The sequence below is a fragment of the Aureimonas sp. Leaf454 genome (assembly GCF_001424685.1).
Classification (GTDB): domain Bacteria; phylum Pseudomonadota; class Alphaproteobacteria; order Rhizobiales; family Rhizobiaceae; genus Plantimonas.
Window position 1 is genome coordinate 857149 of sequence record NZ_LMQT01000001.1, and the last position, 16489, is coordinate 873637.

The 16489-nt window shown below is 68.8% G+C and carries 13 protein-coding genes; 2 read left to right on the forward strand and 11 right to left on the reverse strand.

The features are described from left to right. Positions 1 to 123: 123 nt before the first annotated feature. The gene (locus ASG43_RS03870; protein WP_056500329.1) at positions 124 to 966 is read left to right on the forward strand and encodes a fumarylacetoacetate hydrolase family protein; all 843 of its coding nucleotides are present in this window, start codon (positions 124 to 126) and stop codon (positions 964 to 966) included. 32 nt (positions 967 to 998) lie between these two features. Here ASG43_RS03870 and ASG43_RS03875 read toward each other — a convergent pair whose 3' ends face one another. Both ASG43_RS03875 and purD read right to left on the reverse strand, forming a co-directional pair. After that, a complete protein-coding gene (locus ASG43_RS03875) occupies positions 999 to 3275 on the reverse strand; it encodes an acyl-CoA dehydrogenase (protein ID WP_056500333.1) in 2277 nt (758 codons plus the stop codon). A 116-nt stretch (positions 3276 to 3391) separates the two neighbouring features. Then, positions 3392 to 4666 carry a phosphoribosylamine--glycine ligase gene (gene purD, locus ASG43_RS03880; protein ID WP_056501098.1) on the reverse strand — a complete coding sequence of 425 codons (1275 nt, stop codon included), beginning with the start codon at positions 4664 to 4666 and terminating at the stop codon, positions 3392 to 3394. A 170-nt stretch (positions 4667 to 4836) separates the two neighbouring features. On the opposite strand from purD, the gene ubiA reads away from it, so the two are divergent. Next, positions 4837 to 5838, forward strand: coding sequence for a 4-hydroxybenzoate octaprenyltransferase (gene ubiA / locus ASG43_RS03885; RefSeq protein ID WP_056501100.1), 1002 nt, complete (start codon positions 4837 to 4839; stop codon positions 5836 to 5838). A 26-nt stretch (positions 5839 to 5864) separates the two neighbouring features. Here the strand turns inward: ubiA and ASG43_RS03890 are convergent, their stop codons facing one another. From ASG43_RS03890 to ASG43_RS03930, 9 genes are all read right to left on the reverse strand, one after another. Then, positions 5865 to 6446, reverse strand: coding sequence for a DUF6101 family protein (locus ASG43_RS03890; RefSeq protein WP_082490576.1), 582 nt, complete (start codon positions 6444 to 6446; stop codon positions 5865 to 5867). Between the two features lie 175 nt (positions 6447 to 6621). Next, on the reverse strand, positions 6622 to 8043 hold the full coding sequence (locus tag ASG43_RS03895) for an FAD-binding oxidoreductase (protein WP_056500336.1): 1422 nt from the start codon (positions 8041 to 8043) through the stop codon (positions 6622 to 6624). Between the two features lie 79 nt (positions 8044 to 8122). Beyond that, positions 8123 to 9082, reverse strand: a complete 960-nt coding sequence (locus ASG43_RS03900; protein WP_056500339.1) for an L-threonylcarbamoyladenylate synthase — start codon at positions 9080 to 9082, stop codon at positions 8123 to 8125. A gap of 571 nt (positions 9083 to 9653) precedes the next feature. Continuing rightward, positions 9654 to 11204, reverse strand: coding sequence for a glycoside hydrolase family 25 protein (locus ASG43_RS23785; RefSeq protein WP_348271060.1), 1551 nt, complete (start codon positions 11202 to 11204; stop codon positions 9654 to 9656). A 365-nt stretch (positions 11205 to 11569) separates the two neighbouring features. Further along, positions 11570 to 13684: a glycine--tRNA ligase subunit beta gene (glyS, locus tag ASG43_RS03910; protein WP_056500346.1), complete on the reverse strand. Its 2115-nt coding sequence runs from the start codon at positions 13682 to 13684 to the stop codon at positions 11570 to 11572. 74 nt (positions 13685 to 13758) lie between these two features. Next, the gene (locus ASG43_RS03915) at positions 13759 to 14199 is read right to left on the reverse strand and encodes an endonuclease domain-containing protein (RefSeq protein ID WP_056500348.1); all 441 of its coding nucleotides are present in this window, start codon (positions 14197 to 14199) and stop codon (positions 13759 to 13761) included. A gap of 25 nt (positions 14200 to 14224) precedes the next feature. Then, positions 14225 to 15133 carry a neutral zinc metallopeptidase gene (locus ASG43_RS03920; RefSeq protein WP_056500351.1) on the reverse strand — a complete coding sequence of 303 codons (909 nt, stop codon included), beginning with the start codon at positions 15131 to 15133 and terminating at the stop codon, positions 14225 to 14227. A gap of 88 nt (positions 15134 to 15221) precedes the next feature. Beyond that, positions 15222 to 16169 (reverse strand): glycine--tRNA ligase subunit alpha, encoded by a 948-nt coding sequence (locus ASG43_RS03925; protein WP_056501106.1) that lies wholly within the window; start codon positions 16167 to 16169, stop codon positions 15222 to 15224. A gap of 112 nt (positions 16170 to 16281) precedes the next feature. Beyond that, positions 16282 to 16473 carry a hypothetical protein gene (locus ASG43_RS03930; RefSeq protein ID WP_056501110.1) on the reverse strand — a complete coding sequence of 64 codons (192 nt, stop codon included), beginning with the start codon at positions 16471 to 16473 and terminating at the stop codon, positions 16282 to 16284. Positions 16474 to 16489 lie beyond the last annotated feature (16 nt).

Sequence of the window (16489 nt, forward strand, 5' to 3'; positions counted from 1 at the left end):
TCCCGTCTTCGACCGGCTCTTGCGGAACTCGCCAAGTCGTTCGCCTGACCTAGAATGAAGGTCACGTCTCAGTATTTTTGCAGGACCGTGACGACCGGGAGTCGTCCGGGTTGGGAGTTGAGCATGCGGCTGGTGCGCTTTGGCGACCGCGGCCGGGAGAAGCCCGGGCTGATCGACGGACAGGAAAGATTGAGGGACCTGTCCGAACACGTGTCCGCTCTGTCGGGAGAGGCGCTGGAGCCGGCGAGGCTCGCCGAGATCGGCCGGCTCGACATATCCAGTCTGCCGATCGTGGACGGCGCGCAGCGCCTCTGCGCGCCGGTCGCCCGCATCGGCAAGGTGATCGGCGTCGGGCCGAACTATCACGAGAGCGCCCGCCTCGCCGGCTTCAAGATCCATCCCGAGCCGACCGTCTTCATGAAGGCGCCGAGCGCGGTGTCGGGACCGAACGATCCGATCGAGATCCCACGCATGTCGAACCGCACGGACTGGGGCGTCGAACTCGCCGTGGTGATCGGGCGGACGGCGAAATACGTGAATGTCGAACAGGCGATGGACCACGTCGCCGGCTTCACGCTGGCCAACGATCTTTCCGAGCGCTCCTTCCAGCTTCAGCGCGGCGGCCAGTGGTTCAAGGGCAAGTCGCACGACACGTTCGCGCCGCTCGGCCCCTGGCTCGTCACGCGGGACGAGTTGAAGCGCTACGACGACATCACCATCTGGCTCGATCTCAACGGCGAGCGGATGCAGGAGGTCTCGACCTCCCGGATGATCTTCAAGGTGCCTTACCTCGTCTCCTACATCTCGCGCTTCACGCGGCTCGATCCGGGCGACGTCATCCTCACGGGAACGCCGGGCGGCGTCGGCCTGTCGCAGGATCCGCCCCGCTTCCTGACGCCGGGCGACCGCATGACACTCGGCGGAGAAGGGTTTGGGACGCAGGACTACGTCTGCATCGCCAGCTGACGAGACGCCGGGAGCCGCGGCGTGGCGGATCGCTATTCCGCGGCTTCCGAGCGCCCCGATATCTCGGTCTCCACCGCCGCGTCGCGTCCGTGCTGTTCGGCGATCGGCGAGACGTCGTTTCTCGGCAGCACGTCGACCTCGATCACGCGCCGCACGGCCTCGCGCGCGGCGACGAGCCGGCCGAACTCGGCCTCGTCGATCACGTCGGCTTCGCGGGCCGCCTCCGGCGTCGCCTGCCCGGCCTCGCGCATCCGCTTCTCCAGCGGCGCGACCTCCACGACGAGGGCGAGCGCGTCTTCCAGATGGCGCACCGGATGATCCGCCCGGCCCTCGCCCAGATAAAGATCGGGCGTCAGGCGATCGCGCTGGATCGAGGGCCGCATCAGGATCTCCGCGACCTCGCTCGTCAGCTCGTCGGCCGGGGCCGGCATGGGAATCCCGAAGGGGAAGCAGGCGACGCGCACCGCCATCGCCGCCCAGCGGGCCGGCAGGTTGTCGAGAACCCCCGCGAAGGCGACGCCGAGCCGGTTGAAGCCTTTCAGCATCAGGAATTCGACGATCGGCCGGTCCGCTTCGGGACGCCCCTCCGTCTCGAAGCGCTTCAGCACCGCGCCCAGGAGGTAGAGCTCCGACAGGATGTCGCCGAGCCGCGCCGAGATCATTTCGCGCCGCTTCAACGATCCGCCGAGCGTCAGGAGCGCGAGGTCGGAGAGCATGGAGAAGGCGGAAGCGTAGCGCGAAAGCTGGCGCCAATGGCTGATGAAGGCGGCCTGTCGGGGATGGTGCGCCGCCAGACCGCCGGTCCAGCCGTGCAGCGTCGCTGTCACCGCGTTCTTCGAGGCATGGGCCGCATGGGCCCAGAAATGCCGGTCGAAGGCGTCGAGGCCGCGCTCGGCGTCGGGGTCGGCGATCGCCTCCATTTCCTTCAGCATGAAGGGATGCGCCCGGATCGCGCCCTGCCCGAAGATCATCAGGCTGCGCGTCAGGATGTTGGCGCCCTCCACGGTGATGCCGACCGGCACGGAGCGGTAGAGCGCGCCCATGTAGTTCTTCGGCCCGTCGATGATGGCCTTGCCGCCGTGGATGTCCATCGCCCGCTCGACCGACTGGCGCATGCGCTCGGTCGCCTGCGACTTCATGATGGCGGAGATGACTGAAGGGCGATGGCCCTCGTCGAGCGCCGCGCAGGTGAGGCGCCGGGCGGCGTCGAGTTGGTAGGCGTTGCCGGCGAGGTCGGCGAGCTTTTCCTGAATGCCCTCGAACATTCCGATCGGCATGTTGAACTGACGGCGAACGCGCGCATAGGCGCCCGACACGCGCGCGGCGAAGGCCGCGGAGGCGGCCGACTGGGACGGCAGCGAGATGCCGCGCCCGGCGGCCAGCGCCCGCATCAGCATGGTCCAGCCCTGCCCGATCTGCGCCTCGCCGCCGAGCACCCAGTCCATCGGGATGAAGACGTCCTTCCCCTCCAGCGGTCCGTTCTGGAAGAAGGTGAACTGGGGAACGTGGCGGTCGCCGGTGACGACGCCGGGGGTCGAGGTCGGGATCAGCGCGACGGTGATGCCGAGATTCTCCCCGCGGCCGAGACGGTTCTCGGGGTCGAAGAGCTTGAAGGCGAGGCCCATCACGGTCGCGACCGGGGCGAGCGTGATGTAGCGCTTGGAGAAGTCGAGCCGGATGCCGAGCACCTCGCGCCCCTTGTGCTCGCCCATCGCGACGACGCCCCGATCCTGCATGGAGGCGGCATCCGAGCCCGCATCGGCGGAGGTCAGGCCGAAGCACGGGATCTCGCGACCGTCGGCGAGGCGCGGAAGCCAGTGCAGGCGTTGCTCCTCGGTGCCGAAATGCAGCATCAGCTCGCCCGGTCCGAGCGAGTTCGGCACCATGACCGTGACGCCGGCGGTGACGCTGGCCGAGGAGACCGTGCGCACCACCTCGGAATGGGCGAGATTGGAGAAGCCGAGCCCGCCGTATTTCTTCGGGATCACCATGCCGAAGAACTTCTGCTCGCGCATGAAGTCCCACACGGCCTTCGGCAGGTCGCGGTCCTTCCAGGCGAGCTGCCATTCGTCGATCATCGAGCAGAGCTCGACGACCGGCCCGTCCATGAAGGCCTGCTCCTCCGCCGTCAGCCGCGCGGGCGGCATGGCGAGAAGCTTGTTCCAGTCCGGGCTGCCGCTGAACAGCTCGCCGTCCCACCAGACGGTGCCGGCCTCGATCGCCTCGCGCTCGGTCGCCGAGATCGCCGGCATCGAACGTTGGGCCCAGCGGTAGATCGGTCGGGTCAGGCGGTCTTTGCGAAAGGACATGGCGGCGTCTCCCAGATCGTCGTCTCGTCCGACATCAAGCCGGATCCTTGGGAAAACGTTGCGTCCGATTGACGTTTACGTCAATCCCCGGATCGCGCTCCGGGGGGATGAACGGCTCATGCGGCCGTGCCGTCCGCGTCCCGCGCGATGGCGCGATGGCCGATATCGGTGCGCCAGAATCCCTCCGGCCAGTCGACCTCTTCCAGCGCCGCATAGGCCTTGACCGCGGCCTCCGCGACATCGACGCCGGTCGCCGTCACGCCGAGAACACGCCCCCCGTCGGCGACGAGCCGGTCGCCGAGGAGCTTCGTTCCCGCATGGAACACGATCGCGCGATCGTCGTCCTCGGGAAGCTGCCGGATGGGGCTGCCCTTGGCGAAGGCGCCGGGATAGCCCTTCGTCGCGGCGACGACGCAGACCGCGGCTTCCTCGCGCCAGACCGGGCGCGCTTCGGAGAGGTCGCCCCTGGCGCAGGCGAGGAGCAGCGGCAGGAGGTCGCTGTCCAGCCGCATCATCAGCGTCTGGCATTCCGGGTCGCCAAAGCGGACATTGTATTCGATCAGCTGCGGGCCCGTCTCCGTCAGGATCAATCCGGCATAGAGCACGCCCGAGAACGGCGTTCCCGCCGCGCGCATGCCAAGGAGGGTCGGCTCCACGATCCGGCGCATCGCCTCCTCGGTCAGGTCCGGCGTCAGGACGAGCGCCGGCGAATAGGCGCCCATGCCGCCGGTGTTCGGCCCTTGGTCTCCGTCGAAGGCGCGCTTGTGGTCCTGCGCGGTCCCGAAGAGGACGGCCCGCTCGCCATCGCAGAGGCAGAAGAGGCTCGCTTCCTCGCCGAACAGGCAGTCCTCCACGACGATCGCAGCGCCGGGTGTGCCGTCGAGCGCGGCCTCCACGGCGGCGAGCGCCTCGTCGATCGCCGTCGCCACCACGACGCCCTTGCCGGCCGCCAGCCCGTCCGCCTTGACGACGATCGGCGCGCCTTGCGCCCGCACATAGGCGAGCGCCTCCTCGCGGTCGGTGAAGCGACGATAGGCGGCGGTCGGGATGTCCATCCGCGCGCAGAGATCCTTGGTGAAGCCCTTGGAGCCTTCCAGCCGGGCCGCCGCGCCGGAGGGACCGAAGACGAGGATGCCGGCCGCCCTGAGGACATCGGCGAGGCCGGCGACGAGCGGCGCTTCGGGCCCGACGACGACGAGGCCGATCGCACGGCTCCGGCAGAAGTCGAGGACGCGACCGGCGTCCGTCACGTCGAGGGGAACGATCTCGGCCAGCGAGGCGATGCCGGGATTTCCGGGGGCGGCGTAGAGACGGCCGAGGTCGGGCGAGGATGTCAGCTTCCAGGCCAGCGCATGCTCGCGGCCGCCGGATCCGATGAGGAGGATGTCGATGGCCATGGATCGCCCTGACGGTTCGAGACTGCAAAGAACGGTCCGGCGATAGGGACCGTCCCGGTTCCCGTCAAGGCCGCTCCGGCGTAGCATCGCCCCGACGCGATCCGGGACGAAGCCGCCCGATGGCCGGTCTTGACGCGCCGGGCTTTCGGAGCACTGTCCGGCCCATGTCGAATCTCAAGTCCGAAACGGCCACGGGGGCCGAAGTCGCCGATGCGCCCGCCGCCAACTGGGTCCACCGTTTCCTGCCGCGCGCGCTCTGGCCCTATGCGCAACTGGCGCGCTGGGACCGGCCGATCGGCTGGCAGCTGCTGCTATGGCCGTGCTGGTGGTCGGCCGCGCTCGCCCCGCAGGCGATCGCCCCGACGGCGGTCCTGACGGGCCTTCCGATCCTCAAGCATCTCGTCCTGTTCTTCGTCGGCGCGGTCGCCATGCGCGGCGCCGGCTGCACCTACAACGACATCGTCGATGCGACGATCGACGCCAAGGTCGCCCGCACGCGCTCGCGTCCCCTGCCCTCCGGCCGGGTGTCGAAGCGCCAGGCCAAGATCTTCATGGTCCTGCAGGCGCTGGTCGGGTTTCTCGTCCTCGTCCAGTTCAATCTCTTCACGATCCTCGCGGGCATCGCCTCGCTCGGCTTCGTCGCGATCTATCCGTTCCTGAAGCGCGTGACGGATTGGCCGCAGCTCGGCCTCGGCCTCGCCTTTTCCTGGGGCGCTCTAATGGGCTGGGCCGCGGTCTGGGGCTCGCTGGCGCTGGCGCCGGTGCTTCTCTATCTCGGCGCCATCGCCTGGACGGTCGGCTACGACACGATCTACGCGCATCAGGACAAGGAAGACGACGCGCTGATCGGCGTTCGCTCCACCGCGAGGCTTTTCGGAACGCGCACGAAGCCGGCCCTCGCCGTGCTCTACGGCAGCGCCCTCGTCCTCTTCGCCGCCGCCTTCGTGGCGGCGTCCGCGGGAGCGTGGACGGGTCCGAGCTGGCCGGCCTATGCGGGCCTTGCCGTCGGAGCCCTGCAGATGTTCTGGCAGATCCGGAGCCTCGACATCGACGATCCCGACCAGTGCATCCGGCTCTTCCGGTCGAACAACCGCTTCGGCGCGATCGTCTTCTTCGGCCTCGTCCTGTCCGCGCTCTGGTCGCTTTCGGTGCCGCTGCCGGCCTGACGCCTGACCGTGAACGTCCGATGACCTCAGTCGCGGGCGATGATCTCCTGGCCGGCGATCGTCATCGTCATGCCGAGGCCGCCGGGCTTGCGGCGGGCGAGGAAGCGCGGACGGCGCGTGCGGTGGGCGCTCGCCGAGCGGCGGCGCGGGGCGGCGCCCGTCGAGCGGACCTGGCCCATCGTCTCCTCGAGCGGCACCACGGCGCCGCCGGCTTCGACCATCAGCATCGGCAGGTTGAAGAGGTCCGACCAGGACCGCCAGTCGGCGGCGACGTCGTAGAGGTCGCTGGCGACGAGCAGCGGCACGGAGAGCTTGGGGTCGGTGTGGTGAAGCTCCAGCGTGACGGTGACGGCGCCGGTCTCGTCTTCCATCGCGCGGGCCGCGACGCCGGCGAAGGCGCGGGCGGGCAGCGCGATCGACATCGGCATTCCGGAGCGCTCCAGGACGCGGTTGATCACGACGCCCCGGTGGTCGATCCGGTAGGAGACACGTTCGCCGTCATCCATCATCTCGAAGGCCTGGCGGCGATCGGCGAAGGCCGGGTCGACGCGGATCGGCATGTCGGCCCACTGGGGACGGGTCGAAACGGTTTGCGAAGCCATGGTCATCTCTGCGCCTCTTGTCCTGTGCGGGTGTCCAACGTGGTGGACTTGCCCTCGACCGATATGTTCCGGCCTTCGATGACTTGAAGCTACAGCAGTCGTCTTGCCCTCGACCTAAGAAAGGCAGTTAAACGAACATGACCGACTGGACGGTTACTAAGTCGAAAATCTGAATCGACTTTTAAAGGACTTTGCCGGGGTTCAGGATCCGGTAAGGATCGAAGGTCGCCTTCAGCGCGCGCATCAGCTCGATCTCGGGTCCGGCCTTGCCCGCGGCGAGATCGGCGACCTTCAGCTGGCCGATCCCGTGCTCGGCGGAGAAGCTGCCGTCGAGATCGGCGACGATGCCGTGGACGATCTCGGCCATCTCGTGCCAGCGCGACAGGTACTGCGCCTTGTCGGCCCCGACGGGCTGGGAGACGTTGTAGTGGATGTTGCCGTCGCCGAGATGGCCGAAGGCGACGATGCGCACGTCGGGCATGAAAGCGAGCACCGCCTTGTCCGCCCGCTCCAGGAATTCCGGGACGCGGGCGACCGGCACGGAGATGTCGTGCTTGATCGAGCCGCCCTCCGGCTTCTGCGCCCAGCTCAGCTCCTCGCGCATCGTCCAGAAGCGCTCCTGCTCGGAGAGCGACGGCGCGATGGCGGCGTCCTCCACGATGCCGGACTCGAAGGCGGCTTCCAGCACATCCTCCATGGACGCGCGCGCATCCTCGCCCGAGCGCGAGGACGAGATCTCGACGAGGACGTACCAGGGATAGGCGCTTTCCAGCGGATCGCGCGCGCCCTTGGTGTGACGGACGGTGAACTCCATGCCCTGCCGCCCGATCAGTTCGAAACCGGTCAGCTGGCCGCCGACCCGCCGCTCGGCGATGCCGAGAAGCTTCAGCGCGTCCGACGGGGTCCGCACGCCGGCATAGGCGACCTCGCGCCCGGCGGGCTTGGGGAAGAGACGCAGGACGGCGGCTGTGATGACGCCGAGCGTTCCTTCGGAGCCGATCAGAAGATCCTTCCAGTCGTAGCCCCGATTGTCCTTCTTCAGCTTGCGCAGGCCCCGCAGGATCTCGCCCGACGGCAGCACCACCTCGAGCCCGAGGCAGAGTTCCCGCGCGTTGCCATAGGCGAGAACGCCGGTGCCCCCGGCATTGGAGGCGAGGTTTCCGCCGATCTGGCAGGAGCCTTCCGAGCCGAGCGAGAGCGGAAAGAGAAGCCCCGCCTCCTCGGCCGCGCCCTGCGCCTGCGCCAAGATCACGCCCGCCTCCGCGACGAGGACGCGCCCGACCGGATCGACCTCGCGGATGCGGTTCAGCCGCTCCAGCGACAGGACGATCTCGGAGTCCGAACGGGGCGACTGGCCCCCGACGAGGCCGGTATTGCCGCCCTGCGGCACGACCGGGATCCGCTGCTCCGAGGCGAGCTTCAGGATAGCGGAGACCTCGGCCGTATCGGCCGGGCGCAGGACGAGCCGCGTTCGGCCGGCATAGAGGTCACGCGGCTCGATCAGGTATCTCGCAAGGAGATCGGGCGCCGTCAGCGCATGGCTGGGGCCCGTGATCTCGGCGAAGCGGGCGAGGATGTCGTCGGAAAGCGTCGCGGTGTCCATGTCGCGATCCTTAACGTTCCGTTTCCGAGGCGTCGAGAGCGTGCGGTCGCCGCGGCGTCGCGGCGCTCCGTCGTCCGCGTCAGAGGCCCCGCGGTGCTGCGGCGCGCGTCAGGCGGTCGTTGATCGCCTCCCCGAGCCCCTCGCGGGGAATCGCCACCACGGCGATGCGCGCGATATCGGGCCGATCGAGTTCGGCGAGCACGGCGAAGAGCCGTGCCGCCGCTTCCCGAAGGTTGCCGGCGGGGCTGAGATCGTGGATCTCGGCCGCCGCCTCGTCGCCCTCGATGCGCCGGCCGGCAAAGGTGACGAGCGCCTCGCCGGGGTCGACATGGCGCGCTTCGAGCCGCACCGAGCCAGACGGCGCGTAATGCGACACGAGTTGGCCCGGTGCCTCGACCGCCGGCCCCGGCGGCGTGCGGATCACGGCAAGACCCGTCGCCGCCTCGATCTCGGCGGGGTCGAGCCCGCCCGCGCGCAGCAGATGAAGCCGCCCGTCGAGAGGCTTGATGATCGTCGATTCCAGGCCGACGGAGGCTGGGCCGCCGTCGAGAACGAGATCGACGGCAGATCCGAGGCTGGCCTCCACATGGGAAGCCGTCGTCGGGCTGACGCGACCCGAACGGTTGGCGCTCGGCGCGGCGATCGGAGCCCCGAGCGCGGCCGCGATCGAACCCATCACGCCGCGCGGCATGCGCAGCGCGATCGTCGGCAATCCGGCGCTCGCCAGGACGTGCACGGGCGAGCCATCCAAGGCCGGCAGGACCAGCGTCAGCGGTCCCGGCCAGAACCGATCGGCAAGGCGGAGGGCGAGCGGATCGAAGACGGCGAGGCGCCGCGCCATGTCGAGATCCGAAACATGGGCGATCAGCGGATTGAAGCGCGGCCGTCCCTTCGCCTCGAAGATCCGCGCGACCGCCTCTCCGTTCGTCGCGTCGGCGCCGAGACCGTAGACCGTCTCCGTCGGCAGAGCGACGATCCCGCCATCGGCGAGACAGGCGACGGCGGCGGCGATGGAGCGCGGGTCGTCGGCCGGGATCATGAGAGCACCAGGAAGCGTGGGGCCCGAGCCCCGGGTTGAACCCTGGCAGCCTGGAAAGCGCGAGAAACGCAGGCGAACGACGCCTGTCCGGTCCAACCGCGCTCGCGCGGAGCCGTTCGAAAGGCCGGACCGTTTCCGTTCGCTGGATGGGTTCGGCAGCGTCGGCCGTCGCGCCGTGCCGGATCCTCGTCCTCGATGGGGCGTTGCCGACGGGCATGGCGGGTCACCGCAAGGCCTGTCCATCGCGGGGCGGCACCCGATTGCACGCGATCGCAAAGTTCACCGGGCGCGAAACGCAAAAAGGGCAGCGGCCCGAGGGGGGGTGGCCGCTGCCCTGTGCAGAATCCGGAGGGGGCCGGATGTTGTGTCTGCAGCGCCCGTCCATCGAACCCAAGCGCAAGTCGACCGGGGGAAGTCGACCGGGGTCTGCGCGAGGTTTCCGCGATGTCCAGGCGTTCTGGAGAAAAATGGCTCATCGCGCCATTGGTTCCGCCGGCCGACGAAAAAGATCAAGGAAAAATCGAGATCGACGCGTCGGAACGTCCAGCCCGCCGCACGGACCTCGGCGCCATCAGCGCGTGGCGCGGAAGGCACCGTCGACGCGATCCCCGGCGGCGGCGTTCTTCGGCACGAGCCGCGCGCCCCGTCCGGCGGACGCGGACTGCGAGAGAACGTAGGCCGGCATGGCGAGCGCCGCGGCGCCGCTGTCCCTGGCCGCCGAGAGCTCCAGCCAACGCTTCACCTTGGAGCGCTCGGCCGCACCGAAGAGGACCTTCGGCAGCGGAACGGCAGGCACGTCGGCAACGGCGGCGACAGCGGACATCGCGTGATCGAGACCGTCGCCGAGACCGAGCGAGGCGACCTCGACGCCGTTCGCGCGGCCGGCGGGCGTCTTCGACGGCGCAGTGGCGGCGACGGCGGCGGCGGCCGTGCCCGGCACCTTCTGCGACGTGCGACGCTCCTCGAGAGCGGCCTGGGTCAGGAGTTGCAGCGGATCGATGACCTTGTGCCCACCCGACGGACCATAGGCCGCCACCATGGGAACCTTCGCCTCGACGGGCGCCTCGGCCAACGGCGCGGAGGCGGGCAGCACGGCAGCGGCCGGGACGGTCCTTGTCGCCGCGGGCACTGCCGCCGGGGGCGGCGAAGGCTCGGCGGCGACCGCCATCTCGGTCGAACCGGCGGAGCGCGCCTGGAGAAGCCGATCCACGCCGCCCGCGACCGAGGCCACCATGCGGTTCGCCTGCGTGGTCAGGCTGGCGACGAGGGTCGAGGATGCCGGCGGCGCGTCGAGCGGCCGCACGAGTTCGGCGAACGGCCAGGCGGCGCGCAGGCCCGCCACGTCGAGGCTCGCGACGTTGACGTCGATGTCGCTTTTGGCGCCCTTCACCCGGTAGAAGCATTCCTTCTCCGAGCAATTGTGCATCGAGGAGAACTGCCAGAGCGCGTAGATCGGCCAGTTGTCCTCCGGAAACAGTCCGGTGATGTCGCCGCGATAGCGGGCATACCAGAGCGGCAGGCGCGACAGGAGCTTGTAGGTGTCACGGTAGTCGGCGACCCACTTGGCGGTCGAGCCGTTCGTGTAGAGGACGGGATAGCGGCCGGTGCGGATCTTGATCTGGTCCGCGAAGATCTCGGCGTCCTTGAGGCTCATCCATTCCGGCGTGTTGTCCTCGATGTCGAGGGCGATCAGCTCGTCCGGACCCGGCTCGGCGAAATCGATGAAATGGTCCGCCTGCTCGCGCGGATTGCCGGGACGGCCGAGATGGTAGGCGCCCCATTTGAGCCCGAGCGTCTTCGCGATCTCGCGGCGCGTCATGTAGAGCTCTTTGGTGACGGAGTATTTCCACCACCGGTTCTTGCAGAGCAGTTCGTCGTTGCCGCTCTTGCCGCGGCAGTTCCATTCCGGCGGCAGTCCGTCCGAGGCCTTGTTGATGAAGGCCGCGATCCGCTTGTCGGATGTCAGGGCCTTCCAGTCGATCGGATTGAACTCGTAGGCGTCGATGACGATCGCGCGGTCTTCGGCTTTCCAGGGCTCGTTCCATTCGGCGCGTGCGGGCGTGACGATCACGGCGCAGGCGAAAGCCATGGCTGCCGACAAGGCGGCGCGCAACTTCTGCATCCAGACAAGTCCCTCGTGGTCGATCCCCATGCCGCGACGGGGAAACGCTACAAGCCCCGGCCCTTCGGCCCGTCCTCTGTGGCGGGTGAATCCGTCGGGTTCCGGGCAAGGGTCTTCACATCACATATCATGACGTAATATGTCGTGATAATTAAGCAAAAATGTCAGCTAAATCGTTGTTTTAGGTCGATTTGGAATGCTTGTGCCAAGCTGACGATTGTTTCCGCCGTGTTGCGTCCGGGGGCGCATTGGCGCACGCCGCGCAGCTTGGCGCGACACATTCGCCGTCGTCTTGCCGCAATTGACACGGGATCGCCGACGCCAGCGGACGGGCAGAGGCTCGGCCGCCGCGTCGGATCGGCGGCTCAGCCGCCGATCTTGGAGACGTCCGCGACACGCCGTGTGGCGGAGCGGATGCGCGCCAGGAGCGCCAGCCGGTTCGCCCGGACGGACTCGTCGTCGGCATTGACCAGCACCGTGTCGAAGAAGGCGTCGACCGGACCGCGCAGGGATGCGAGCGCCGTCATCGCGCCTGCATAGTCTTCGGCCGCGACCGCCCGCTCGACGCTGGCGTCGGCCGCCTCGATCGCCGCCTGCAATGTCCCTTCCTCGGCGTCGACGAAGAGCCGGGGATCGACGGAATTGGCGATCCGGGTGCCCTTCTTCTCCTCCGCCGACAGGATGTTCGCGGCCCGCTTGGTGCCGGCGAGGAGGTTCTTGCCGTCCTCGGTCGACAAAAACGCCCCGAGCGCCTCGACGCGCCGGGTGATGTCGAGGAGATCGTCGCTCTCCGGCGACAGCACGGCGTCCACCAGATCGTGCCGCGCGCCGGACTCGCGGAGCTGAACTTTTAGACGATCGTGGAAGAAGGCCGGGAGGTCGCCGGCCGGCAGGAGCCGCCCGAGGGGGAAGCGGAGCTTGGCATCCAGCACGATCCGGATCACGCCGAGCGCGGCCCGTCTCAGCGCATACGGATCCTTCGAGCCCGTCGGCTTCTCGTCGATCGCCCAGAACCCGACCAGCGTGTCCAGCTTGTCCGCGAGCGCCACCGCGATGGCGACGGGATCCTGCGGCACGGCGTCCCCCGGCCCCTGCGGCTTGTAATGCTCCTCGACGGCGACTTGCACGGACGGGTGCTCGCCCTGCAGCGCCGCGTAATAGCGGCCCATCAGGCCCTGCAGTTCGGGGAACTCGCCGACCGCCTCGGAGGTGAGATCCGCCTTCGCCAGCAGCGCCGCGCGCCGTGCCAGCGCCGGATCGGCCCCGACCAGCGGCGCGATCGTTTCGGCCAGCGCCGCGATGCGACGCACGCGCTCGCCTTGCGTCCCGAGCTTGGCGTGGAACGTCACGCCGAGCGCGTCGAGCTTCGCCATCCGCTGGTCGAGCGGCTTCGACAGGTCGAGCCCGAGCGACTCGGCCGCCGGCTTCAGGTCCTGCCAGCCCGGCAGGTCCTCCTGGTCGGTCTGCCAGAAATAGAGCGCATCGGAGAGGCGCGCGCGCACGACCTTGCCGTTGCCCCTTGCGATCTCCGCGCCGCCGTCCGACGCCTCGATGTTCGACACGAGGAGGAACTTCGTCGAAAGCCGCGTCTCTCCCGCGACGCGCGTGACGAAGCACTTCTGGTTGGTCTTGATGGTGAGCCGGATCACCTCCGGCGGGATCGCGAGGAAGGCCTCCTCGAAGGAGCCCATCAGGACGACCGGCCATTCCACGAGGCCCGAGACCTCTTCCAGCAACGCCTCGTCCGGCACGACTTCGAGACCGCTCGCGAAGGCGAGGTTGTCGGCATCGGTGCGGATGATGTCCTTCCGGCGTTCCGCGTCGAGAACGACATAGGCCTTTTCCAGGCTCGCCGCGTAATCGTCGAAACGGCGCACCCTGATCGGCCCCGGCGCGTGGAAGCGATGGCCAAAGGTCGTGTTGCCCGAGGCGATGCCGCCGACGGTGAAGTCGACCACCACGGGCTCGGAGGTCTCCGGCCCGAAGGTGCAGACGATCGACTGCAGCGGACGCACCCAGCGGAACGAGCCGGCTTGCGCCGATGCCGCGCCCCAGCGCATGGATTTGGGCCAGGGAAAGCCTTCGATGATCCCCGGCATCGCTTCGGCGATGATGTCCTCGGCCGGCCGGCCGGCCTTCTTCAGATGCGCGACGTAGAAATCGCCCTTCTTGGCGTCCTTGTGGACATGCACGTCGTCGATGGAGGCGATGCCGGCGCCGCGCAGGAAGCCCTCGATCGCCTTTGGCGGCGCGTCGGTGCGCGGCCCCTTGCGCTCCTCCACCGTGTCCTTGGAGCGCGCGTCGACGCCGCGGATGTCGAGCGTCAGGCGTCGCGGCGTCCAGTATTCCCGCGCCCCCTCGTAGGTGAGGCCCGCGGCGACGAGCGCGTCGGTCACGGCTTGCCGCAGGTCGCCCGCGGCCTTGCGCTGCATGCGCGCGGGGATCTCTTCCGAGCGGAGTTCGATCAGGAGGTCGGGCATGGGAAGGCTCCCTCCCCTCCCCGTTTCGGGAGGGCCGGCGCCGGGCGCCGGAGGCATCGGTTGAGCCGATCGCCTCAGCGCCGCGCCGGCCGCGGTCGCGGCTTGCCGGGGCGGGGCGCCAAGGGTTCCGGATCGGCGGGCGGCAGTCTCCGCCGCTCTTCGACCACCGCGCCGATGGTGTCAAGAACTCCCGAAAGGTCGCGTCGCAGCGCCTCGTTGAGAAAGCGCAGCGTCCGGTAGCCCCGCTCCGCCAGAGCCGCGTCCCGCCGCGCGTCGCGCTCCGCCTGATCCCCGGCTCCGTGCTGGGCGCCGTCGATCTCGACGATCAGCTTCAGCGAGGGCGACACGAAGTCGGCGAGATAGGGGCCGATGCGGATCTGCCGTTCGAACAGGGCGGCATCCGCCGGGCGGGCCCGGCGCATGGCCTGGAACAACGCCTCTTCCAGCGCCGTGCCGTCCCTGGCGATGCGACGCCGGACCGCAAGGGCCCGGCGCGCGAGCCGTGTCATCGCCATGCTGTCGCACGTCCGTCTTGAAGGTTCAGATGTCGCCCTTCGTCGTGTCGCAAGCCCCGATGTCTCCGGTCTCGAAACCGCGCGTGAACCAGGCTTTGCGCTGGGCGGACGTGCCGTGGTTGAAGCTGTCGGGCACGACGTAGCCTTGCGACTCCTTCTGCAGCGTGTCGTCTCCGATCTGCTGGGCGGCGTTCAGCGCCTCGTCGATATCGCCGCTTTCTACGTAGCCGGCGGCCTGGCTGTCATGCGCCCAGATGCCGGCATAGCAGTCGGCCTGGAGTTCGACCCGCACCGACATCGCGTTGGCTTCCGCCTCGGACGAGGCCTGACGACGCGCCTGGTCGAAGGCCGGCAGGACGCCCTGCAGGTTCTGGACGTGATGTCCCACCTCGTGGGCGACGACATAGGCCTGCGCGAAGTCGCCCGGCGAGTTCAGCTGGTCGCGAAGCTGCCGGAAGAAGGTCAGGTCGATGTAGAGCTTCTGGTCGCCCGGGCAGTAGAAAGGCCCGGATGCCGAGCTCGCCTGCCCGCAGGCGGAGGCGACGGCGCCGTTGAAGAGAACGAGCGTCGGCAGCTGGTAGGTTTCGCCCGCCGCCTGGAAGCGCTGCGTCCAGACATCCTCCGTGTCGGCGAGAACCGTCGCCACGAAATCGTCCGCCTCGTCGGCCGTGCCCTGCACGCCCGGCCCGTTCGCCGTCTGCGTGACGCTCCCGCCGGACGACTGGCCGTTCATGAAGATGTCGATCGGATTGACGCCGAAGCCGAACCACAGCACCGCGCCGATGATGATCATCCCGACGATGCCGAGCCCGCCGCCGCCGGCGCCCGTGCGCATCGGGATGCGAAAGCCCCCGCCGCCCGGCATGCCGCCGCCCCCACCACCGCCGCGGCGGTCCTCGATCTGGCTGGATTGCCGCCGGCCTTTCCACTGCATCGATCACGTCCTTGTCAGAGTCCCCGCCTTCCAACGCACGAGATCGCGTTCGGTGCCGCGGGAACGGCGCGCCGACCGAAAAGAGCCGTCAGGCGGCCCTCGCCTCGGATCGGCCGCCCGCCTCCGTTTGAAGGAACGCTTCTCCGCAGGCTTTCGCAAGGGCTCGCACCCGCAGGATGTAGCTCTGGCGCTCGGTGACCGAGATCACGCCGCGCGCGTCGAGAAGATTGAAGGCGTGGCTCGCCTTGATCGCCTGATCATAGGCGGGAAAGACGCAGAGATGCAGCGCGCCCGGCGCGGCCGGCGCGCCCGCCGCGAGCAGCCGGCCGCATTCCGTTTCCGCGTCGATGAAATGCTGATGCAGGATCGCCGTATCGGCATATTCGAAATTGTAGCGCGAGAATTCGCGCTCGGACTGCAGGAAGACGTCGCCATAGGTCACCTTCTCGGCGCCCTCGCGACCGTTGAAGTTGAGGTCGTAGACGTTGTCGACGTTCTGCACGTACATGGCCAGCCGCTCCAGCCCGTAGGTCAGCTCGCCCGCCACCGGCGCGCATTCGATGCCGCAGACCTGCTGGAAATAGGTGAACTGCGAGACCTCCATCCCGTCGCACCAGCACTCCCAGCCCAGTCCCCACGCGCCGAGCGTCGGGCTTTCCCAGTCGTCCTCCACGAAGCGGATGTCGTGCAGCTTCGGATCGACGCCGATCGCGGCGAGCGAGCCGAGATAGAGCTCCTGCAGGTTGGACGGGTTCGGCTTCAGGATCACCTGATACTGGTAATAGTGCTGGAGCCGGTTCGGATTCTCGCCGTAGCGCCCGTCCTTCGGCCGCCGCGAGGGCTGGACATAGGCCGCGTTCCACGGCCGCGGCCCGAGCGCCCGCAGCGTCGTCGCGGGATGGAACGTGCCGGCGCCGACCTCCATGTCGTAAGGCTGCAGCACGACGCAGCCGTAATCGGCCCAGTAGCGGTGAAGCGCCAGGATCAGGCCCTGGAACGAGCGCTCGGGCGCCATGTGAGGGGCGGTGTCGGTCATGTCGAGGCATCCCGCAGGGCGTGAGCCGGTGTCGACGCCCGTCATGGCATCGCCCGGCAAGAGGTCCGTCCGGCTGTGCCACGCAGCCCGCGAACCGGTCAACCCGCCGCGCTCAATCCCGCTTCAGGCGATACACCCCGTCCTCGCCGCGAACGAGCGTGCCCTGCGCGCCCGTTCGCAACTCTTGCTCGGATCGGCGGTTGCGCTCGGCGACGCGCACGGCATCGCCCTTGAACTGCTTGAAGCCGTAATAGGCGGCGGCCCCGACGAGACCGAAGAGAAGGAAAGGCATCAGATCGACCATGAACATCGTCGAAGGA